Here is a 20,665-nt window from a genome sequence, read left to right as displayed (position 1 = left end):
CCCGCCCCCCCCTCCTCCCCCCCCCCCCCCACCCCTCCCCACCCCCCCCCCCCCCCTCCCCCCCCCCCCTCCCCCCCCTCCCCCCACCCCCCTCCCCCCCCCCCCCCCCCCCCCCCCCCCCCCCCCGGGCCCTTTCCTCATGGGCGTCCGCCCGTCGAGTCGTACGAGGCCGGGGGAGCGGAGGTCAGAAGGCGTTGGAGTCCGCCGGCCGAGAGCCGGTGACCAGGTAGACCACGTCGTGCGCGACCCGGACCGCGTGGTCGGCGTAGCGCTCGTAGTAGCGGCCGATCAGCGTCACGTCGATGGCCGGCTCGACGCCGTACTTCCAGTCGGGGGCCATCAGGATCGTGAAGAGCCTGCGGTGCAGCCTGTCCATGGCGTCGTCGTCGGCCTCCAGCTCCAGGGCGGACTCCACGTCGCGCGAGGCGATGCAGCTGCCGGTCTTGGTGATGAGGCGCTCGGCGATCTGCCCCATCTCCAGGATGGTGGCGCGGATCTCCGGAGGGATCGCGGAGTCGGGGTGACGCAGCCTGGCGATCTTGGCGACGTGCTCGGCGAGGTCGCCCATCCGCTCCAGGTCGGTGCCCATCCGCAGCGCCGCGATGATCATTCTGAGGTCGACGGCCACCGGCTGCTGCCTGGCCATCAGGTCGAAGATCGTGGTCTCGACCTCCGCGAAGATCCTGTTGACCTCCTCGTCCTGGGAGATGACGCTCTCCGCGAGGTGCAGGTCGGCGTCGAGCAGGGCGGTGGTGGCCCGCGATATCGCCGACCTGACGAGCCGGGTCATCTCGACCAGCCGCCCGGTGAGCGCGTCGAGTTCTTCGTGGTAGGCGTCTCGCATGCCCCTCACGCTATGAGAGGAACGGTGAACGAACCCCGACCGTAAAGTGAACTTTGTGGGAAAGGCCGTGGTCATGCCCCCCGGACCGTCCCTCTCGGGAAGGGCCCGACCTACCATCGAGGACGTGACAGCCTACGGGAGGACCACGTGAGTGAGCTGATGGCGAGCCTGGCCGCGCTGGCCGGTTTCGTCGTGGGAGCGCTGGCCGTGATGGTCGTCCGACAGAACCATGAACAACAGCGGAGTGCGATGACGCCGATCGACAGCGTGGAGGCCGGGGCACTGCCGCAGGGGGTCGCCTCGGTGCTGGCCGTACTGCCCTCCTCGGCGGTCGTGCTCGACAAGGAGGACCGGGTGCTGCGCGCCAGCTCGGCCGCGCGCGCGTTCGGCCTGGTCAAGGGTGACCATCTGATGGCGGCCGAACTGCTGGCCCTGGCCAGGAAGGTGCGCAGGGACGGCGAGATCCGCGAGAGCGAGATCGAGGTGGCCGGCCACAAGTTCGGCCAGGAGTCGACCAGCTTCGCGGTACGCGTCGCCCCGCTCGGCTCCTACGGCCAGGTGCTCGTCCTGGCCGAGGACCAGACCGAGCACCGCCGCGTCGAGGCGGTACGCCGCGACTTCGTGGCCAACGTGAGCCACGAGCTCAAGACGCCGGTGGGCGCGCTCTCGCTGCTGGCCGAGACCATCCAGGACGCCGCCGACGACCCCGAGGCGGTCACCCGCTTCGCCGGGCGCATGCAGCACGAGGCGGCCCGGCTCACCTACCTCGTCCAGGACCTGATCACCCTCTCCAGGATCCAGGGCGCCGAGCCCATCCCCACCCCGGGCCCCGTCCTGATCGACGAGGCGGTGCACGAGGCCATCGACCGGTGCAACACCACCGCGGCGGCCAAGGACATCGCCCTGGTCACGGGCGGCGTCGAGGGACTGCAGGTATGGGGTGACGACGAGCTGCTCGTCACCGCGCTGCGCAACCTCATCGACAACGCGGTCGCCTACAGCCCCGAGCACACCCGGGTGGTGGTCAGCGCCCGCGCGGCCGGCCCGCACACCGAGTCCGTCGAGATCAGCGTGAGCGACCAGGGGATCGGCATTCCCGAGAGCGCCCAGGAGCGGATCTTCGAACGGTTCTTCCGCGTCGACGCGGCACGATCGCGCGCGACCGGCGGCACGGGCCTCGGCCTGGCCATCGTCAAACATGTGGCCGCCGCCCACAACGGCGCGGTCACCGTGTGGAGCAAGGAAGGCTCCGGTTCCACCTTCACGCTCCGCCTGCCCGCCTTCGGCGGCATGGCGGTGGCGATACCAGCCACCACCACGATCCCCCTGGAGGCCACGCAGTGACCCGCGTGCTTGTTGTCGAGGACGAGGAGTCGTTCTCCGATGCCCTGTCGTACATGCTGCGCAAGGAGGGGTTCGAGGTGGCCGTGGCCACCACGGGGCCCGAGGCGCTGGAGACCTTCGACCGCAACGGGGCCGACCTCGTGCTGCTCGACCTGATGCTCCCCGGCCTGCCGGGTACGGAGGTCTGCCGCTCGCTGCGCCAGCGCTCCAACGTTCCCGTGATCATGCTCACCGCCAAGGACAGCGAGATCGACAAGGTCGTCGGGCTGGAGCTGGGGGCGGACGACTACGTCACCAAGCCCTTCTCCTCCAGGGAGCTTGTGGCCCGCATCCGCGCGGTGCTGCGCCGCCAGGGCGACGTGGAGGAGCTGGAGTCGGCCGTGCTGGCCGCCGGTCCGGTCCGGATGGACGTCGACCGCCACACCGTCGCCGTACGGGGCGAGGCGGTGCAGCTTCCGCTGAAGGAGTTCGAGCTGCTGGAGGTGCTGCTGCGCAACGCCGGGCGGGTGCTCACCCGGGGGCAGCTCATCGACCGGGTCTGGGGCGCCGACTACGTGGGCGACACCAAGACCCTGGACGTTCACGTCAAGCGGCTGCGCGCCAAGGTCGAGTCGGACCCCTCCAACCCGCGGTGCATCCTCACCGTCCGGGGACTGGGCTACAAGTTCGACCCCACCGAGGCCTAGAGGCCCGCTTCGTCCGGGCCCAGGCCCGTCCCCTGCCGGGCCCCGGCTCGTTCCCGTGTCTGCTGGTGAGCCCGGGCCCGTGACCGTCCTCGCCGCCCCTGCGGGCGGCCATCGACGGCCGGGGCCGTCCTCGGTCTCGTCATGCCCCTCGCGGGGCGGCCACGGTCCGGTGGGCCGCCCCGGGGGAGATCGTCAGTGGCCGCCGGTCCCGGAGGTCTCGGCGCCCGTCGCGGCCGGCGTCGGGGTGGGCGTCGGCGTGGGGGCCGCCGAGGCGCCCGGAGCCTGCGGGTAGGCGGTGTACTCGCGGCTGCGCGTGATCACCGGAACCCTGACCTGGATGATGCCGGCGTTGGCGAACTGCAGCTGCACCGGGATGCTCTCCCCGCCCCGCAGCGGCTTCTTCAGCCCCTCGATCAGGATCGTCGGCGTGGGCCTGCCGACGCCGACCCGCTCGTTCTGCGGGAGCGCGACCGGCGCCGTGACCTTCGCCGTGCCGAGCGCCGGGTCGACCCCCAGGCCGACGAGCTGGTCGGTGCCCGCCTGGGTGTTGACGACCGACAGGTAGAGCGGCAGCGCCCCTCCCACGGGAAGCGTCGCGCCGGAGTCGGGACCCAGGAAGAACGCCTGGGAGATGTCGATGCCCTGTGGCGTCTTGGTCGTCAGCGCCTCGGTCGGCGAGTAGGGCCTGTTGGTGATCGCATCGGTTCCGGCGCCGCAACCGGCCAGAGCCGAGACGGCTGCCAGGAACGCGGCGGCGACGATCGCCCGGTGACGGCTGTTGCGGGTCACGGTGCGAGTTCTCCTTGTCACGCATGAGATAGGGCAAGGGCCACCCTATCGGCGATGATTGCCGGGTTTCCCGGCGCCCCGCCCATCCGTCCGCGGCCGTCGAACGCAGGTCATAAGTGCTTTTGACCCCCTTGATTCATACAGTTTGGCACTTGTCAAGTCATAAGATGCGGCTTTGACCTGCAGTTATGGTGATTTCACTGTTCCGGGAGGCTGTGGATACGTGGTACTCTTGAGTACAGCGGAAGGGGTACTTGTCACATGACTTTCCAGGTCGGCGACACTGTCGTCTACCCCCACCATGGGGCTGCTCGGATCGAGGCGATCACGACCCGAACCATCAAAGGTGAGGAAAGGACCTACCTGGTTCTCAAGGTCGACAAGGGCGACCTTACCGTCCAGGTTCCGGCTGACAACGCAGAACTCGTGGGTGTTCGCGACGTCGTCGGACAAGAGGGCCTTGAGCGCGTCTTCGACGTGCTTCGAATGCCTCACACCGAAGAGCCCACGAACTGGTCCCGCCGCTACAAGGCGAACCTTGAGAAGCTGGCGTCCGGCGACGTCAACAAGGTCGCCGAGGTCGTTCGTGACCTGTGGCGACGAGACAGGGAGCGCGGGCTCTCCGCCGGAGAGAAGCGGATGCTGGCCAAGGCCAGGCAGATCCTCGTCAGCGAGCTGGCGCTCGCCGAGAAGACCAACGAGGACAAGGCCGAGGCCCTGCTGGACGAGGTTCTCAACTCCTGAACACGAGATTTCCACGGGTGGGCGTCGGTGTCGACGTCCACCCGTTCGCTTCCGGCCGTGAGCTTCACCTCGCAGGCCTGCACTGGCCCGGTGAGACCGGCCTGGCAGGGCACTCCGACGGTGACGCCGCCGCCCATGCCGCCTGTGACGCGCTGCTGTCCGCGGCCGGCCTCGGTGACATCGGCGGCCTGTTCGGCACCTCCGACCCTCGCTGGGCGGGTGCCTCCGGTGCCGTCCTGCTGGAGGAGACCGCCCGCAGGGTGCGCGCCGCGGGCTTCGACATCGGGAACGTGGCCGTCCAGGTGATCGGCAACCGTCCCAAGCTGGCCCCCCGCCGTGTCGAGGCCGAAAAGGCGCTCGGGGCCGCCGTGGGGGCTCCGGTGAGCCTCAGCGCCACCACGACCGACGGGCTGGGCCTGACCGGTCGCGGCGAGGGAATCGCGGCCGTGGCGACCGCGATCGTGGTGAACCTGTAGCGCATCCGGGGCGTCTTCTCATACGGAACGTGAAAACGTTCTGGCGAGCGGCGCGGAATGCTCGTCGATCCCTATCAGGTGGTGGCCCGTTTACTGGCGCGGTACGGGCCACCCCTTTTGGGTGATCATGAGCACGTTGGGTAACCCCTTGGTGACCATGTCTCGTATATCGGGGGGAGCCGGACATGATCGGATCGATCGTCGCCGCCGTCGTCATCGGCGCCATCATCGGGGCGCTGGCGCGTCTCATCATTCCCGGGCGTCAGAACATCAGCATCGGCCTGACGCTCATCGTGGGAATCGTCGCAGCGCTCATCGGCACGCTCATCGCCGCGGCGCTCGGGCTGACCAACACGCGGGGGATCAACTGGCTGGAGCACCTCATCCAGCTCGTCCTGGCCATTGGCGGGGTCCTCCTTGTGGTGCAGATGCAGGCGCGGAAGACGCACTGAAGGAATTTTTGCCGCCTATAGGAATAACTGTGACGTGGGGGGTAGCCACCTGTCCGTGAGGGTGAAGGTCTCACTCTCGCTGGGAGGTTGAAATGACTATCGCGTCCATTCTTGGGGCTATCGTCATCGGTGCTGTCGTCGGCGCCATCGGTCGTCTGCTGCTTCCCGGCAGGCAGGCGATCGGATGGATCCTTACCGTCGTCGTCGGAATCGTCGCAGCCCTCATCGGTACCGCCATCGCGCAGGTTCTCGGCGTGGCGACCACCAACGGGATCGACTGGATCGAGCTCGTCATGCAGGTCGTTCTGGCCGCCGTGGGTGTCGGCCTGGTCGCCGGCCTCAAGCGGTCGAGGGTCTGACGGAGACCTACATGCCCGATGTCCGGCGCAGGACGGGACGCACCGTCCCGATGACCTCGCCGGACTCCACCGGACATCCCTCCGGCCTGAGGCCGCGGTGACGCGCACGATGTCACCGCCGTCAGGAAGGACCCGCTCGGCCCCGTACGGGGTCCCGAGCGGGTCTCGGACGTTCCGGAACGGTTCGAGCACCGCTGCCGAACCGGATCCGGTCCGCTCCTGGCGTGGCCCGGAGGTGAGAGAGCGCCGGTCCGCAGCGGGGCGCCGCTCACACGTGTGTGAGCGAATAGCTGCGGGCCGGTCCACCCACGGGTGACCGGCGGCGACCCCTGAAGGGGCCGCCGCCGGTCTTCCGAGGGGTGAGAACCACGTGGCCCCCACGCCCGGCATCCCGGGCGTGGGGCGCCGGTCACGTTGCCGCACCCGGCGGAGAGATCCGGCCGGGCGCACGGCCCCCGAGACCGGGCCGGCTCCTCCCAGGCCCCGGAGCTGGTCCGATCGTCCGCCGTCCTCCCCGGCCCGCCCGGGAGCTACTCCTCGCCCGGGGGGACCGGCGTGCTGCGCATCCGCCCCGAGGGCGGGGCCGCGGTGCCGTCGTCGTACGTGCGGGCCTCGGTCTCCTCGCCGCTGTCGGCGGCCTCGGCGCCGTGCGCCGGATCGGGTGACCCATCGCCCTTCCTGCCGGAGGCGCCCGCCTCGTCCGCCGCCCTGGAGCCCTCCCGCGCGGACCTCTCCGTCTCCGTGGACCCTTCCTCGGCGGACCTGCCGGTGACGGGCCTGTCGGCGACGGCCCCGGCCGAGGCCCTCCCGGCCGTACCGCCTCCGGGCCGACCGGCCGTGCCGCCTCCGGGCCGATCGGGGACGGTACGGATCGGCTGGGTGTCGGCGTCGCGCTCGCTCACCTCGGGGGCGTCGTCGTGCCTCCCCGCCCCGGACGTGCCACGGCCCGCCACGGGGGCCGCGTCCTGCCGGGCCCCGGTGGTGTCGTGCCGGCCCGGTTCTTCCGCGTCGTGCCTGGACTCGTCGTCCCGCCCGGTTCCGCTGGTGTCGTGCCCCGCTCCGGTGCCCGCCTCCCTCGCCGGGAGATCGGTGTCGGCGTCCCAGGTCTCGATCCGCTCACCGACCCTGCCGGAAGGCTCGGGCCGGGTGCCGGACCGGGTCTCGGGACGCGGGCCGGGCGTGTCCTCCTGCCGCGGCGTCCCGGCGGCGGGACGGGGCGGGTGGACGAGCACGTCCCCCTCGCGCGGCCGGACCAGGTCGCCCCAGCGCATCGGCTTGGCCGGTGCGGGGACCACGGGGGCGGGCGGGGGGTCCCGCGGGATGTCGGTGACCTCCGGGGTCTCCGGCGCCGGGGTGGGGCCGATCACCGGTTCGGCCGGGGGCAGGTCGTGGTGGGGGACGCTCTCCAGCGGGGGAGCGGCGTGCGGGTCGAGCATGATCTCGGCCGCCGGGTGGTGCACCAGCTGGCCGTGGTGACCCGGAAGGTGGTGGTCCCCCTGCCCGGTACGTGCCTGCTCGGGACGTGCCTGCTCGGGGCGCAGGGACTCGGGGCGGGCGGACTCGGCCTGCGGGGCGTGCCCATGCCGCCGGTCCCCGGTCCCGGACGCGGCCGGATCGGCGCCGGCGTCCCTGTCGCCCTCCCCGGGGAAGGGCACGATGTCGCGGGGCGACGAGCGGCCGGCCGAGGCGGCGTCGGTCGCGGCCCGGCGGGCGGCGGCGTGCTTGATCAGCAGCAGCCAGAGCCAGAGGGCCAGGATCAGGATCACCCACGGGGCGACGGCGACCACGATGGCGGCGCGCTGCTCGTCCACGGCCACTCGCATGGCGGTGACCACCTCGGCGGCGACCGCGCCGGCGAACAGCAGCGTCAGGATCAGGCCCGCCTGCAGCCGTACCGGCCACCACCCGCCTCTCAGCAGGAGCACGCCGATCATGGCGATCACGAGCAGGGCGTCGAAGGCGGCGGGGTAGAGGTAGGCCAGGCCGGCGGGGGCCCTGCCCGCCACGGCGAGCGCGCGCAGGTCCTCGAAGGAGAGCACGCAGGCCGCGGCGGTGAGGGCGGCGACGCCGATTCCGGCGACGGCGATCCCGGTGCGGCGGAGGGCGACGGCCACCCGGCTCGGCCGGGCCGAGGCGGTCGGGGGCGAAGGCGGGGGCGGGGACGGACGGGAGACCTGGTCTGCCGCCGCGAGGGGTTTGTCGTCCATGGCGCCTCGAGCCTACAGAATCGGCACCTGGCATGATCGGTGGAGTCGACTCACGCAGGGAAGTCGGCTCACGAGAAGGGGTGAAGATGGCGATTCTGCCCGATGGCGCACGGGACCTGTTCGATGCGGTGAACTTCGCCACGGTGACCAGCCTCAACGCCGACGGCGGCCCGCACGCCAGCGTCGTGTGGGCCAGGACCGACGGCGACGACATCCTCTTCTCCACCGTCCGGGGGCGGCGCAAGGACGTCAACTTCCGGCGTGACCCGCGTACGGCCATCGTGGCGTTCGACCACGCCGACCCCTACCGCTACGCCGAGGTGCGCGGGAGGGTCGTCCTGACCGACGACCCCGAGGGGGCGCTCATCGAGGAGATGTCGCGCAAGTACACCGGAAAGGCGTGGGTCGAGGCGGATCCGCAGGCGCGCAGGGTGATCGTCCGGATCGTTCCCGAGCACGTGTTCTATCGCGGTTGATCCACCGGCGTTGTCAGGTGACATTTGCCGCTAATGGTCATAAAAGCCGCTGGCGGGTGCCTTCAAGGTCTCACAACCTGGTTTGTGAGGGGAGGTGAGGCATTAGCCTTGCCTTTGTGAGCCTGCAGCTATACGACACCAGCGTACGTACGGTCCGCGAATTCGTCCCGGTCGAACCCGGCCGGGCCTCGATCTACCTGTGTGGTGCCACCGTGCAGGCTCCCCCGCACATCGGGCACATCCGCTCGGGCGTCAACTTCGACGTGCTCCGGCGCTGGATGATCCGGTCGGGGTACGAGGTGACCTTCTGCCGGAACGTCACCGACATCGACGACAAGATCATCCGTGTCGCGGCCACCGAGAACGTGCCGTGGTTCGCCGTCGCCGAGCGCAACCAGCGGGCCTTCACCTGGGCCTACGACGTGCTGGGCTGCCTGCCCCCCACGGTCGAGCCCCGGGCGACCGGTCACGTGCCCGAGATGATCGAGCTGATGGAGCGGCTGATCGCCGCCGGGCACGCCTACGCCGCAGGGGGCGACGTCTACTTCGACGTCATGTCCTACGCCGACCGCTACGGCTCGCTGTCCAACCAGAGGCTCGAGAACATGCGGGCGGCCGGTGACACCGACACCGACTCGTGCAAGCGCGACCCGCGCGACTTCGCGCTCTGGAAGGGCGAGAAGCCCGGCGAGCCGACCTGGCCGACCCCGTGGGGACGAGGCCGCCCCGGCTGGCACCTGGAGTGCTCGGCCATGGCGACGAAGTACCTCGGGACGACCTTCGACATCCACGGCGGCGGCGTCGACCTGATCTTCCCGCACCACGAGAACGAGCTGACCCAGTCGCAGGCCGCCGGTGACGGCTTCGCGCGCTACTGGATGCACAACGGCATGCTCAAGATCGGCGCGGAGAAGATGAGCAAGTCGCTCGGCAACTCCCTGCTGGTCCCGGAGATCATCAAGAAGGTCCGCCCGGTCGAGCTCCGCTACTACCTGGCGGCCCCGCACTACCGCTCCTCGATCGCCTACTCCGAGGAGGCGCTGCTGGAGGCCGCCTCGGCCTACCAGCGCATCGAGGGCTTCGTCACCCGGGCCGCAGAGGTCATCCACGACGTCGACGCGCACGCGCCGCTGCCCCAGGCGTTCTCCGACGCCCTCGACGACGACCTGGCCACCTCCCAGGCGCTCGCCGTGGTGCACGAGGTGGTCCGCGAGGGCAACGTCGCCCTGGCCCAGGGCAACAAGGAGCAGGTCGCCAGGCTGCTGGCCGAGACGCAGAACATGCTCGACGTCCTCGGCCTCGACCCGCGCTCGGAGCAGTGGCGCTCCTCGGGCGGCGAGACCGGCATGCGGGCGACCGTCGACGCCCTGGTCGCGGTGGCGCTGGAACAGCGGCAGGCGGCACGGGCCCGCAAGGACTTCGCGGCGGCCGACGGCATCCGCGACAGGCTCGCCCACGCGGGGATCCACGTCGAGGACACCCCCCAGGGCCCCCGCTGGGAACTCTCGCGGTGAAACCAGGCCGTACGCTATAGACCATGGCTGGTGGGGGTAAAGGGTCCGGGCGACCCGCGAAGAAGAAGAGTCCGACCAAGGGCACGGGCGGCAACGTCCGCCGCGGTCTGGAGGGCAGGGGGGCCACCCCGCCGGCGCACATGCGGCACTGGCACAAGGACAAGTCGCGTACCGAGCGGATCGAGCGCGAGGAGAAGGGCGGCAGGACCTCGTCCTCCTCCTCGCGGACCCCGGTCCGCACCAGGCGGAGCGAGGACGCCCCCGAGCACATCGGCGGGCGAAACTCCGTGGTCGAGGCGCTGCGGGCCGGGGTGCCGGCCAGCACGCTGTACGTGGCCCTGCGCATCGACAACGACGACCGGGTCAAGGAATCCGTCCGCATCGCCGCCGACCGCGGCATCGCGATGCTGGAGGTCGGCCGGGAGAAGCTCGACCGCCTCACCGAGGGCGGCGTCCACCAGGGCATCGCCCTGCAGGTCCCGGCGTACGACTACGCCCACCCCGACGACCTGGTCCGCATCGCCCAAGAGGCCGCCGAGGCCCCGCTGATCGTCGCCCTCGACGGCGTCACCGACCCGCGCAACCTCGGGGCCATCGCCCGCTCGGCCGCCGCCTTCGGCGCCCACGGCCTGCTCGTCCCCTCCCGCCGCTCGGCCGGGGTCACGGGCGGGGCCTGGAAGACCTCGGCCGGCACACTGGCCTCGCTGACCGTCGCCCGTGCCGCCAACCTCACCGCCACCCTGCGGGAGTACCGCGAGGCGGGCCTGTTCGTGGTCGGCCTGGACGGGGAGAGCACGACCGACATCGGCGAGGCCAACCTCCTGGACGGCCCGCTGGTCATCGTCGTGGGATCCGAGGGCAAGGGCCTGTCCCGCCTGGTCCGCGAGTCGTGCGACCTGGTCGTCCGGATCCCGATGGGGGCCGCGGCCGAGTCCCTGAACGCCGGCGTGGCCGCCGGTATCGCCCTGTACGAGGTGGCCCGCCACCGCCGCCCCTGACGACTCCCGATCACCGGGCATACCTCGGTGACGCGGAGGGGGCGGGCCGACTACACTCGTCAGGCGACCGTGCCGACGTAGCTCAATCGGCAGAGCAACAGTCTTGTAAACTGTAGGTCAGGGGTTCGATTCCCCTCGTCGGCTCGTGACAAAGGGCCAGGTCGACCGGTATCCGGGGACCTGGCCCTTTGATCGTTGAGCGGTCTTCTCACCTTTTCGTGCCACCCGCGTGCACCTTGAGCGCCTTCGCCCAGGGCCTCGGCGCCGGCCTTGTCCCGGCCCTGACCGGCGTGCCGGTAGATCACCGTCCTTTCGAGGTCGCGGTCACGCCGCCGCGGTTCGCGTGATTTCCCGCGAACCGTGGCCGGGGTCGGTCTCGCGCGGAGATCACACAGGGCGGGGCAGCCGGACCGTTGAACAATTCGATGGCCGGTGTTCCTGGACCTCATTAGCGTGATCAGGTGCTCAGTTACCACGATCTCGTCGAACAGGCCGTGCGCGCGTCCTTGCGCGGATGGGATTTCAGCCGGCTACGCGGCCGGACGAGTGGCGGAAACCCGCCGTGGTCATACACTGAGCGAGCCTCGGCGCTTCTCTCGACGGCACCGCGACTACTCGACCTGGACACCGGTGGTGGTGAAGTCCTGGCCTCCCTGGCTCCACTGCCTCGTCGCACCGTCGCATTGGAAGCGTGGCAGCCGAACATTCCCATCGCCGCCAAGCGGCTCCGGCCGCTCAATGTCACCGTGCTCGGCGGTACGGCGGATGCCATCCCCGTGAGCGAATCCGCTTTCGATCTCTTGTTCAACAGGCACGGCGCCTTGAACGCCGCCGAGGTCGCCCGAGTCCTCGCCCCCGGAGGCCGACTTCTCACCCAACAGGTCGGCACCCGCAATGATCTGGAGTTGAACATCGCCCTCGGCGCACCCGTCCTCGATCCAGAGGAATGGACGCTGGCCGTCGCGGTGAACCACGTTCGCCGCCACGGGTTTCGAGTACTGGACGCTCGCGAGGAGATGATCGACCATGTCTTCCACGACATAGGTGCCGTGGTCTTCCAGCTGCGAGCCGTCCCGTGGCAGATTCGCGACGTCGACGTCGACGTCGAACGCTATGAGCGGCCGCTGCAGGACCTCCATGAGCGCATCCGCTCAGAGGGCACGTTCACCGCCCGTAGTCACCGCTTTCTGATCGAGGCCGCCCTGCCTGCCACCTGACGGCCGAGCGTCCCGCATGCCGAACGGCGAGCCGCAACGGTCGCGCCTCCAGTCGGCCTTCGTCTCCGGGATGATCACCGAAGCGCGTGCGCAGGTCCCCTGCGGTCACGATGAATCTTGACCATCGTGTCCCGGGTCAGGGAAGGATCCTCGCCCCGGATCCTGTCGTTGACATGCGGGACCGGGGGTCCATGGCCGTTTCTCGACCTCCGCGGAACGTGATCTACGCCCGCGAAGGCACGGCACGCTCACCACGCCGGCCGCCCTCGACATCGGCGTGCCGAACCTCCTTGGGGAAAAGCTCCCCGGAGGCGGCCGAACCGCCTGAACCACGTGTCCGTGAGCTTCACCATCCTCGTCGCGGACGGGACCGCATGCGTGGACCGGCCCTACCTGCCGAAGGCTCGTGGAGCCGGCTCGCCTACCATCGTGACCGATGACGACATGGCCGCCGATGAGCCGTTCCCCGTCTTCGACCAGGTGTTCACCTCGACGTGGGAGCGAAGTAGCCTCCTATGACCGTCGACGCCCGCGCACTCCTGCCGATTGTGATCTCGATGTCTCGGCCACGATGGTGGCCGAGACATAGAAATCGTTCTGAGCGATCTGCGTTATCACATCGAGCCGCACTCTCCCCTCTGCCAGAGTAATCATGTGGGCTCCGAAGTACTGATATCTAAGATCCTGCAACCAGACCTGTTCGAGGCCGGCCCCGATCTCGGCCTCCGATCGTCTGTGAACGGGTACGCAGGTGGCCGCTATAAGGCTATTCGCGTCACCGGTATGGCGGACCTTCACTTCCCTGACCACAGGTGATTGCCACAGACAGGCATCAAAGTCCATTGACATGCCGTCGAGGTCGTCTCCACTACTCGGAGGTGCCTCACGCATCAGGCGCTGCTTCGCCGCGAGGAACTCGGAAGACTCCATCGGCACAGCCTGTCACCTCCACGTCTCCAGGGCTGGTCGCGTGCCAGAACAGGCGGGGAACCATCTGAGTCGGCCAGCGAGAGATGCTGAGGATGGTTGCATTCGGGAGAATGATCGGATGCAGCGATTCGATGCCGCTGGGATCGGCCTTGTCCCCGGGCAATCAGTTCGAGCCCGGGTAACCGGCCATGAACCGTGGGGCGTCATGGTGGTGATTCCTGGACACGAGGACATCGGTGCGTCCGTGGACGCCACGGTGATCGACAGCCCTTCGGGAAACCATCGCGCTCTCCCCCAGGAGTACCCCCGTGTCGGTTCCGAGGTCGACGCCGTCGTGCAGCAGATCCGCCGGTACAGCCGGCCCAGCTGGGTGCGGTTGACGATGCGAACCCAGGACCTGGAGTGCTTCCAGTGGTCATGCGACTTCTGCGGTACGCACACCGTTCTGAGCCCAGGCGGCGACGGAGTGGTCATGGACGTCCGAAGCGCCGACGGCCCCGGCAGTACCAGCGTCGTCTCCCACCGGGAATGCCTGGCCACACGCCTTCACGACCGGAGTTTCGAACATTCCCGCGTCCGCTCAGTCGGTCGAGGACGATAGGGCCTTCCACCTCTCAGAACACGCCCTCGACCGTGCCGAGAGTCGACCGAACAGACCCGGTTCCCGGGCCGACTGTGCCTCCGGCGGGGGTACTCCAGCTCCGAGATGCTCGCCAGGAGCAAGAGCCGAGTTCGTGGATGGCTGGGGGCCGGATTCTCCCGCCGTCACGTCCCAGGCAGGTCCGACATCTCGACTCCTTCGGATCGAGACCGTCCGGGGGCGCGGGCGTCCCATGACCGAGGAACGTCCACCGGCCGCCGCACCCGGCCGGCCACACCGGATCGCGCCGTCGCGTCGAGATCGCTCCGGCCACCGGTCGCAACGGCCGCGCGTCCCGTGGGGGTGCCTCATCTCGGTGCCGACCGCTCCTGTGTCCGAGGGGGCTATCCCTGCGGTCCTCCACGCGCGGAACGTTCACGGTCATGCTTCAGAGCCAGGCGTACGGCGAAGTAGATGACCAGGAACTGCACGAGAGCGCCGAACAGCATGAAGAGCACACTCATGACCGAAGTGCCGAAGTTCATGATCTCTCCCTCGTCGCCGTGTGGTCAGCCTGCCCGCCCCGGCCCACGCTGTCCACCGCCGATGCCACGACCGGTGAACCGCACAGACGCGCTCATCGCCCTGCTCGACGTCGCACCGGATACGGCGATGGTCGACGTCGGGTACGGATCCGGCCGGGGCGATCAGCGACGCGCAGGCCGAAGCCCGGCTCGCCGAGCAGCGTGAACGGGGCCGTTGCGGGCGGTTGTTCCTCGCCCTCCCGCTGTTCGTGGCCGCGTCCACGCGTCGGTGACCGCCCGGCGTCGCGTTCGGAACCGCACCGGACGGGAACGGCGCCGAAAGAGAACGGCGCCGGACGGGAACCGCGCCGGACGGGAACGGGGTCGCCGCGGGTGTCAGGAGGCGGCGGCGACGAGGCCGCCGTCGATGATCAGGTCCTGCCCGTTGACGTAGGACGCGTCGTCGGAGGCGAGAAAGGCGACCGCGCCGGCGACGTCCTCGGGGGTGCCGATCCGGCCGGAGGGCACCGTGGCGACGACGGCGGCCTGGGCCTCGGCGGAGATGTTGGCGTGGAACATCGGGGTCTCGATGTAGCCGGGGCTCACGGAGTTGACCCGGATCCCCCCGGGTCCCAGTTCGGCCGCGAGGGTGCGCGTCAGGGTGTGCACCGCCGCCTTGGTCGTCGCGTACAGGGAGGCGCCGGGCATGCCGCGGTGCGCCGTCCACGACGCGTTGATCACGATCGCCGCGCGGCCGGACAGCAGCGGGAGGACCTTCTGCAGGGTGAAGAACACGCCCTTGACGTTGATGTCCATGACACGGTCGTACTCGGCCTCGGTGATCTCGCCGGCCGGCTGGAACGAGGCGACGCCCGCGTTGGCGAAGACCACGTCCAGCCGCCCGTACCGGTCCCGGATCGAGGCCGTGAGCGCGTCCAGGTCGTGAAGGTCGGCCGTGTCGCCGCGTACCGCCAGGACGCGGTCCCCGCCGTCCAGAGCCGCGACCGCTCCGTCCAGCCTGGCCCGGTCGCGTCCGGTGACGACCACCCGTGCGCCTTCGTCGAGCAGCCTTCGTGCGGTCGCCAGCCCTATGCCGCTGGTGCCGCCGGTGATGAGCGCGATCCTGTCGTCGAATCGCGAGATTCGGGAGATGCCGTACGTCATGGGAGCCAGCGTGCCGAGCGGCGCGCGGGGTGAACAGTGCGGGCGTATCCGGGGAGTGTCACCACCACCTTCGCCGGGCGGTCACGCCGGAGCGGCGAGCCGGTCCGCCGGCCGGTCACGCCGGAGTGGTCCGTCGGACGGTCACGCCGGAGCGGCGAGCCGGGCGTGCGGGAGCCGCTCGAGGCGGTCCGCGGTCCCGGTGCCGGGCCTCGGGTTGTACAGCTCCAGGTGCCAGCCCGGGTGGTCGGTCACCGCCAGGGGCGTCATGTCGAAGAACAGGTCACCGGCCTCGGGGTGACGCACCGCCTTCACCGTCTGGGCCGGGTGGCCGACGTCGTGGCGCGCCCACAGCCCGGCGAACTCCGCGCTCACGGCGCTCAGGTCGCCGACCAGCCGGTCGAACTCCGGATCCCCGGGGGCGTGCGCCGCGTCGGCGCGGAAGGCGGCGACGACGAGGGGGGCGACCGCCTCCCAGTGGACGTGCGCGTCGCGGTACCGGGCGCTCGTGAAGAACGTGATCAGGCAGTTGTGGTCGGTGTCGCCGTACCCGAACACCGTCCGGGCCGCGTCGTTGACCGCGAGCAGGTTCCAGCGGCGGTCCCGCAGCACCGCGGGGCGCGGGGCCCACGCGTCGAGCAGGTGCCGCAGCTCCGGTGTGACCGCGGCGTCGCGCGTCACGCGGGCCCGGGGCGGGTTGAGGCCGGCCAGCAGGTACAGGTGCGCGCGTTCGGGCTCGTCCAGGCGCAGCGCCCCGGCGATCGCGTCGAGCACCTCGGCCGAGGCGTTGATGTCGCGGCCCTGTTCGAGCCAGGTGTACCAGGACACGCCGACCCCGGCCAGCACGGCGACCTCCTCGCGCCGCAGCCCCGGCGTCCGGCGCCTGCCCGCCACCGCCATGCCGACGTCGCCGGGCGTGAGCCGTGCCCTGCGGGTGCGCAGGAAGACTCCGAGCTGCTCACGGCGCCGCCGCGTCGCCGCGGGGGGTTCGCTGGTCATGCGCCGTGTAACGACGGCCGGCGGCGGCCGATTCCTGGCGCAGGTCGCGACACCAGGTGAACAGGGTGATGCGATCGCCCTTGCGCTCGAAGGTGACCGGTTCGGCGTCGGTCAGGTGGAAGCCGGTGGCGCGCGCCACCGCGACGCTCGCCCCGTTCGCCGGGTCGACGCGCAGGACCAGGCCGCGCATCCCCAGGGAGGTGGCGGCGTACCCGGCCATCACCTCGACGGCGCGAGCCGCCAGCCGCCGTCCCCGGTACCGGGCGCCGATCGCGTACGCGAGCTCGGCCACCCCGTCGTCGTCGGCCGTCCGGAAGAGCAGCACCTCTCCCTGCGCCCGGTGGCCGTCGTCGGTGACGGCGAGCTGCACGCCGCGGTCGGCGGCACGCGCCGCGCGGGCCCGGGACAGGTACTCCCGGGCGGCGTCGGCGTCGAACGGCGAACGCAGCGGGGTCCAGCGGGCGACCTGCGGCTCGTCGAAGAGGGCGACCATGGCGGGCAGGTCGTCGTCGGTCCACTCGCGCAGGTGCAGCCCGAGGCCGGACAGCCGGATGTGGGAGGGAAAGCGGTTCGCGATCTCGTCCGGTGCCGTCATGACGTCGATTCTGCGGGTGGGCGACTCTTGTGATCAAGGTCGTGCGACAGGGCCCCGGCGGAGGTCCGGGCGCCGACGGGGCGGGGTGGCGTCTCGTGCAAGCCGTACGAATCGGGGACTTTCCCGCGACGGGCCGCTGTCCGGTGGTGATTCGGGGAGGTAAGAGCTGGGATTCGCCACGTGCGATCACTCTCCCGTCACATACTGAGACACTGTAAAAGCGGAGAGTGACCGACGAGGGGCGCGGCGGTGACGGTAACGATCCTTCAGCGAGTCCGCACGGGGCCGGACGGCTGTGACATCAAGGGCGGCTCCGGTGTCACGGACGACCGTGACGTCACGGGCGGCCGGGACATCACGAGAGAGGAGACGGTCCGGTCCGACGTCGACGTCACCGTGATCGTCCCCCTGCACAACTGCCGTCCCTATCTGGACAGGTGCCTGACCTCGCTGCTGATCCAGCGGGTGGCCCTGGAGGTGGTCGTCGTCGACGACGGCTCCACCGACGGCGGCGGGGAACTGGCCGACCTGTACGCCTCCTGCCACCGGGGCGTGGTCCGCGTCGTCCGGCAGGAGGCCTCCGGCGGCGCCGGGCGCCCGCGCAACGTCGGGCTCTCCCACGCGCGCGGCAGGTACGTCTTCTTCTGCGACGCCGACGACTACCTCGGCCCCCAGGCGCTGGAGCGGATGCTCGCCATGGCCGACCGCAACGGGTCGGACATCGTGCTGGGGAAGATCGTGGGGCACGACCGCAGGGTGCCGGTCTCGATGTTCAAGGAGAACGCCGAACGGGTGCCGCTCGGCGACAGCGCGGTCTACAACAGCCTGAGCTGCTTCAAGCTGTTCCGCAGGGAGATGCTGGAGCGGCACGCCATCCGCTTCGACGAGACGCTCGTGGTGGGCGAGGACGTGGTCTTCACCACCCACGCCTACTGCCACGCCGACGTGATCTCGGTGGTCGCCGACTACGACTGCTACCACCTGGTCGACCGGCCCGACGGGACCAGCATCATGCAGCGTCCGGGCAGCCGGGACCCGGTCTCCTGGCTTCGGATGATCAAGAAGCCGATCGGGGTGATGCTCGCCCACGTGCGTCCGGGGGAGCTGCGCGACCACCTGCTGCGCCGGCACTTCCGGATGGACGCCTTCGGCAACCTGGGCAGGCCCTTCCTGGAGGCGGGGGAGGTCGAGCGCAAGGAGATCGTCGCCGAGGTGGCCGACATGTGCGAGCGGTGGCTGACCGACGGGGTCCGCGACCGGCTCCCGGCGATCGACCGGAGCCGGATCGCCGCGCTGGAGGACATCGACCGCCTGGTGCGGCTGGCCCACATCGAGTCGGCCGCGGTCCGCCGGGAGCTGACCGCGCTCCGCTGGGAGGGGACGGGACGGCTGGCCGTGTCGGGCAAGGTGGCGCTGAGCACGCTGGAGCGCTACGACCGGCCGGAGATCGCGGGCGGGGACCCGGCCCTGGTGCTGCGCCGCAGGCACTCGGGCGCCGGCCCGGCGGAGGAGGTCGTGATCCCGGTGACCGGCGACTGCGCCGAGTTCACCGGGATCGTGGACGTCACCGCCCTGGCCGCGGGCATCTGGGACGTCCACGTCGGCGTCACCTTCGAGGGCGTGCGCAGGATCGCCCGGCTCGGGGCCGACCGGGACGGGGTCGTCGTGCCGCCCGCGCCGCGGGTGGCCGGGGACGTGGTCGCGCTGCCGTACTTCACCCGCCCCTACGGCAACCTCAGCCTGGACATCGGCGGGTACGTGGTCCCGGTGCCGGGGGGCGCCAGGCTGGTGCGCGCCCGCTGGACGGCCGGGCACCGGCTGGTGCTCGACGGCCAGGCGGTGGTGGGCACGGCCTGGCCGGCGGGGAAGGCGGTGCGCCACCTCGTCTGGCGGGAGCGCGAGTCCGGGCGGGAGCGGCGCGAGCCGGTCGCGGTCGGCGGGGACGGCACGTTCACGGCCTGCCAGGCGATGGGCCGGCTGGGCCCGGGAACGTGGGACGCCTACCTGGAGCTGGACCTGGGCGGGCCGCCCGCGCGTTTCCGGATCGAGGCGGTGCCCGAGGTGATCGAGCACCCGCGCACCTGGTGGCGGGGGACGACCCGGTGGAGCGTCCGGCCCTACGCCACCGCGGGCAAGGGGCGGCTCAGCACGGTGGTGCGCACCCTGGGCCCCCGGACCTTCATCAGGCGCATCGTTCGCTAATGCCACCATGTCGCAACTACAAGCCTATGGCCTAAAGTGGGGTCACATCCGCATCTCGGAGGCTTGTCGTGCACGTACCCGATGGCTTTTTCAACGCGGCCGTGTCGCTGTCCGCGGGAGTCGTGGCCGCCGCGGGCGTCACCGTCTGCCTGCGCGGTGCCCGCCGTGAACTCGACGACCGCACCGCCCCGATGGCGGGCCTGGTCGCCGCCTTCGTCTTCGCGGTCCAGATGCTCAACTTCCCGGTCGCCGCGGGCACCAGCGGTCACCTCCTCGGAGGGGCGCTCGCCGCGATACTCGTCGGCCCCTACACGGCGGTGCTCTGCGTGGCGGTGGTCCTGCTCGTGCAGGCGTTCTTCTTCGCCGACGGCGGGCTGACCGCGCTGGGCGTCAACATCACCCTGATGGGCGTCGTCGCGGTACTGGTCGCGTGGGGCGTCTTCCGCCTGATCACCCGGAGCGTGCGGGGCAGGGGGGCCGTGGTGGCGGCCTCGTTCGTCGCGGCGCTGCTCTCGGTGCCCGCCTCGGCGCTGGCGTTCACGCTGCTGTTCTGGATCGGCGGCACCGCGCCGATCGAGATCGGCACGGTGGCCGCGGCCATGGGCGGCGTGCACCTGCTGATCGGCATCGGGGAGGGCCTGATCACCGCCGTCACGGTCAGCACGGTGCTGGCCGTCCGGCCCGACCTGGTGTACGGCGCCAGGGGGCTCGCGGCGCCGCTGGTGCTGCGCGGCGCGGACGGGGACGTGACCGTCGTCCCGGGCGCCCCGGCCCCGGCCGCGGCTCCCCGCGGTCCCCGCTGGTTCCTGCCGGCCGGTGTCGCGGTGGCCGCGCTGCTGGCGGGCGTGGTCAGCTTCTACGCCTCCTCCTCGCCGGACGGTCTGGAGCGGGTCGCCCAGGACAAGGGCTTCATCGGCCAGGCGGCCGACCACGCGCTGGGCGAGCAGCCGCTGGCCGACTACGGGGACGCGGGCGGCCTCCCGGTGGGGGTGGCCGGCCTGATCGGCGTCGGCGCCACCCTGGTGACCGGCGGCGGTCTCTTCCTGGCCGTACGCCGCCGGGGCGGGGACGCCGGATCGGCCGACGAGAGCCGGAAAAAGGCCTCCGTCTAGTGGGGGCGGGCCACACGAGCCGCCTGCACCGGCCCGGGGACACGCTCGTGCACCGGCTTCCGCCCCAGTGCAAGCTGGTGGCGGTGGCCGGTTTCGCGCTGGTCGTGGTCGCCACCCCGCGCGAGTGGTTCTGGGCCTTCGGGCTGTACGCGGTCCTGCTGGCCGTCGTGGCTGCCCTGGCCCGCGTGCCGGCCGGGTTCGTGCTGCGCAGGATGGTGGTGGAGGTCCCGTTCGTGGCCTTCGCCCTGGCCATCCCCTTCATCGGGTCCGGCGGGCGGACGACCTTCATGGGGGTCTCGCTCAGCGTCGCCGGTCTGTGGGCCGCCTGGAACATCCTGGCCAAGGCGACCCTGGGCGTGGGGGGGGGGGGGGGGGGGGGGGGGGGGGGGGGGGGGGAGGAGAGGGGGGGGGGGGGGGGGGGGGGGGGGGGGGGGGGGGGGGGGGGGGGGGGGGGGT

The 20,665-nt window shown here is 71.1% G+C and carries 21 protein-coding genes and 1 tRNA gene; 14 read left to right on the top strand and 8 right to left on the bottom strand.

What is annotated here, in order from left to right:
• Positions 1 to 184: 184 nt before the first annotated feature.
• Entirely contained in the window at positions 185 to 844 is a 660-nt protein-coding gene (gene phoU, locus ACZ6RT_RS19515; RefSeq protein WP_399185667.1) for a phosphate signaling complex protein PhoU, read from the bottom strand.
• Between the two features lie 159 nt (positions 845 to 1,003).
• Here phoU and ACZ6RT_RS19510 point away from each other — a divergent pair, with 159 nt between their 5' ends.
• Both ACZ6RT_RS19510 and ACZ6RT_RS19505 read left to right on the top strand, forming a co-directional pair.
• Entirely contained in the window at positions 1,004 to 2,188 is a 1,185-nt protein-coding gene (locus ACZ6RT_RS19510) for a sensor histidine kinase (protein WP_470155274.1), read from the top strand.
• Positions 2,185 to 2,874: a response regulator gene (locus tag ACZ6RT_RS19505; protein WP_470155122.1), complete on the top strand. Its 690-nt coding sequence runs from the start codon at positions 2,185 to 2,187 to the stop codon at positions 2,872 to 2,874. Before ACZ6RT_RS19510 ends, ACZ6RT_RS19505 begins: the two co-directional genes overlap by 4 nt.
• 192 nt (positions 2,875 to 3,066) lie before the next feature.
• On the opposite strand, the gene ACZ6RT_RS19500 is transcribed toward ACZ6RT_RS19505, so the two are convergent.
• Entirely contained in the window at positions 3,067 to 3,663 is a 597-nt protein-coding gene (locus tag ACZ6RT_RS19500; RefSeq protein ID WP_470155120.1) for a copper chaperone PCu(A)C domain-containing protein, read from the bottom strand.
• A gap of 261 nt (positions 3,664 to 3,924) precedes the next feature.
• On the opposite strand from ACZ6RT_RS19500, the gene ACZ6RT_RS19495 reads away from it, so the two are divergent.
• The 4 genes from ACZ6RT_RS19495 (at position 3,925) to ACZ6RT_RS19480 (ending at position 5,694) form a co-directional block, all read left to right on the top strand.
• Positions 3,925 to 4,407, top strand: coding sequence for a CarD family transcriptional regulator (locus ACZ6RT_RS19495; protein ID WP_030924410.1), 483 nt, complete (start codon positions 3,925 to 3,927; stop codon positions 4,405 to 4,407).
• Between the two features lie 17 nt (positions 4,408 to 4,424).
• Positions 4,425 to 4,883 (top strand): 2-C-methyl-D-erythritol 2,4-cyclodiphosphate synthase, encoded by a 459-nt coding sequence (ispF, locus tag ACZ6RT_RS19490; RefSeq protein WP_470155118.1) that lies wholly within the window; start codon positions 4,425 to 4,427, stop codon positions 4,881 to 4,883.
• A 185-nt stretch (positions 4,884 to 5,068) separates the two neighbouring features.
• Entirely contained in the window at positions 5,069 to 5,335 is a 267-nt protein-coding gene (locus ACZ6RT_RS19485; RefSeq protein WP_386247138.1) for a GlsB/YeaQ/YmgE family stress response membrane protein, read from the top strand.
• Positions 5,336 to 5,427: 92 nt separating this feature from the next.
• Complete coding sequence (locus ACZ6RT_RS19480) at positions 5,428 to 5,694, top strand: GlsB/YeaQ/YmgE family stress response membrane protein (protein WP_344890252.1); 267 nt, start codon at positions 5,428 to 5,430, stop codon at positions 5,692 to 5,694.
• A gap of 530 nt (positions 5,695 to 6,224) precedes the next feature.
• Here the strand turns inward: ACZ6RT_RS19480 and ACZ6RT_RS19475 are convergent.
• Positions 6,225 to 7,901 carry a hypothetical protein gene (locus ACZ6RT_RS19475; protein WP_470155116.1) on the bottom strand — a complete coding sequence of 559 codons (1,677 nt, stop codon included), beginning with the start codon at positions 7,899 to 7,901 and terminating at the stop codon, positions 6,225 to 6,227.
• A gap of 86 nt (positions 7,902 to 7,987) precedes the next feature.
• On the opposite strand from ACZ6RT_RS19475, the gene ACZ6RT_RS19470 reads away from it, so the two are divergent.
• The 6 genes from ACZ6RT_RS19470 to ACZ6RT_RS19445 all read left to right on the top strand — a co-directional run bounded on the left by ACZ6RT_RS19470 (position 7,988) and on the right by ACZ6RT_RS19445 (position 12,625).
• Entirely contained in the window at positions 7,988 to 8,377 is a 390-nt protein-coding gene (locus tag ACZ6RT_RS19470; protein ID WP_399185671.1) for a PPOX class F420-dependent oxidoreductase, read from the top strand.
• 116 nt (positions 8,378 to 8,493) lie between these two features.
• Positions 8,494 to 9,891, top strand: a complete 1,398-nt coding sequence (gene cysS, locus ACZ6RT_RS19465; protein WP_399185672.1) for a cysteine--tRNA ligase — start codon at positions 8,494 to 8,496, stop codon at positions 9,889 to 9,891.
• Between the two features lie 23 nt (positions 9,892 to 9,914).
• The gene (gene rlmB / locus ACZ6RT_RS19460) at positions 9,915 to 10,889 is read left to right on the top strand and encodes a 23S rRNA (guanosine(2251)-2'-O)-methyltransferase RlmB (protein ID WP_399185673.1); all 975 of its coding nucleotides are present in this window, start codon (positions 9,915 to 9,917) and stop codon (positions 10,887 to 10,889) included.
• Positions 10,890 to 10,960: 71 nt separating this feature from the next.
• Positions 10,961 to 11,033, top strand: a tRNA-Thr gene (locus ACZ6RT_RS19455).
• Between the two features lie 317 nt (positions 11,034 to 11,350).
• Positions 11,351 to 12,106 (top strand): class I SAM-dependent methyltransferase, encoded by a 756-nt coding sequence (locus tag ACZ6RT_RS19450; RefSeq protein ID WP_470155113.1) that lies wholly within the window; start codon positions 11,351 to 11,353, stop codon positions 12,104 to 12,106.
• 339 nt (positions 12,107 to 12,445) lie between these two features.
• Entirely contained in the window at positions 12,446 to 12,625 is a 180-nt protein-coding gene (locus ACZ6RT_RS19445) for a hypothetical protein (RefSeq protein WP_470155111.1), read from the top strand.
• Here ACZ6RT_RS19445 and ACZ6RT_RS19440 read toward each other — a convergent pair.
• The 5 genes from ACZ6RT_RS19440 to ACZ6RT_RS19420 all read right to left on the bottom strand — a co-directional run bounded on the left by ACZ6RT_RS19440 (position 12,620) and on the right by ACZ6RT_RS19420 (position 16,895).
• Positions 12,620 to 13,036 (bottom strand): hypothetical protein, encoded by a 417-nt coding sequence (locus ACZ6RT_RS19440; RefSeq protein ID WP_470155109.1) that lies wholly within the window; start codon positions 13,034 to 13,036, stop codon positions 12,620 to 12,622. The two genes, ACZ6RT_RS19445 and ACZ6RT_RS19440, sit on opposite strands and share 6 nt — an antisense overlap.
• A 984-nt stretch (positions 13,037 to 14,020) precedes the next feature.
• A complete protein-coding gene (locus ACZ6RT_RS19435; protein ID WP_399185678.1) occupies positions 14,021 to 14,161 on the bottom strand; it encodes a hypothetical protein in 141 nt (46 codons plus the stop codon).
• Positions 14,162 to 14,536: 375 nt separating this feature from the next.
• Positions 14,537 to 15,304: a glucose 1-dehydrogenase gene (locus ACZ6RT_RS19430; protein WP_470155107.1), complete on the bottom strand. Its 768-nt coding sequence runs from the start codon at positions 15,302 to 15,304 to the stop codon at positions 14,537 to 14,539.
• Between the two features lie 141 nt (positions 15,305 to 15,445).
• Positions 15,446 to 16,300 (bottom strand): helix-turn-helix transcriptional regulator, encoded by an 855-nt coding sequence (locus tag ACZ6RT_RS19425; protein ID WP_470155106.1) that lies wholly within the window; start codon positions 16,298 to 16,300, stop codon positions 15,446 to 15,448.
• Positions 16,260 to 16,895, bottom strand: a complete 636-nt coding sequence (locus ACZ6RT_RS19420) for a GNAT family N-acetyltransferase (protein WP_470155104.1) — start codon at positions 16,893 to 16,895, stop codon at positions 16,260 to 16,262. The genes ACZ6RT_RS19425 and ACZ6RT_RS19420 overlap by 41 nt, the downstream gene beginning before the upstream one ends.
• A gap of 249 nt (positions 16,896 to 17,144) precedes the next feature.
• On the opposite strand from ACZ6RT_RS19420, the gene ACZ6RT_RS19415 reads away from it, so the two are divergent.
• Both ACZ6RT_RS19415 and ACZ6RT_RS19410 read left to right on the top strand, forming a co-directional pair.
• Positions 17,145 to 19,097 carry a glycosyltransferase family 2 protein gene (locus tag ACZ6RT_RS19415; protein WP_470155102.1) on the top strand — a complete coding sequence of 651 codons (1,953 nt, stop codon included), beginning with the start codon at positions 17,145 to 17,147 and terminating at the stop codon, positions 19,095 to 19,097.
• A gap of 68 nt (positions 19,098 to 19,165) precedes the next feature.
• Complete coding sequence (locus tag ACZ6RT_RS19410; protein WP_399185684.1) at positions 19,166 to 20,209, top strand: energy-coupling factor ABC transporter permease; 1,044 nt, start codon at positions 19,166 to 19,168, stop codon at positions 20,207 to 20,209.
• Positions 20,210 to 20,665 lie beyond the last annotated feature (456 nt).

This window comes from Streptosporangium sp. NPDC050148 (assembly GCF_055586505.1).
The sequence above is the reverse complement of the archived record's forward strand: the minus strand, read 5'-3'. Positions and strand labels throughout refer to the sequence as shown.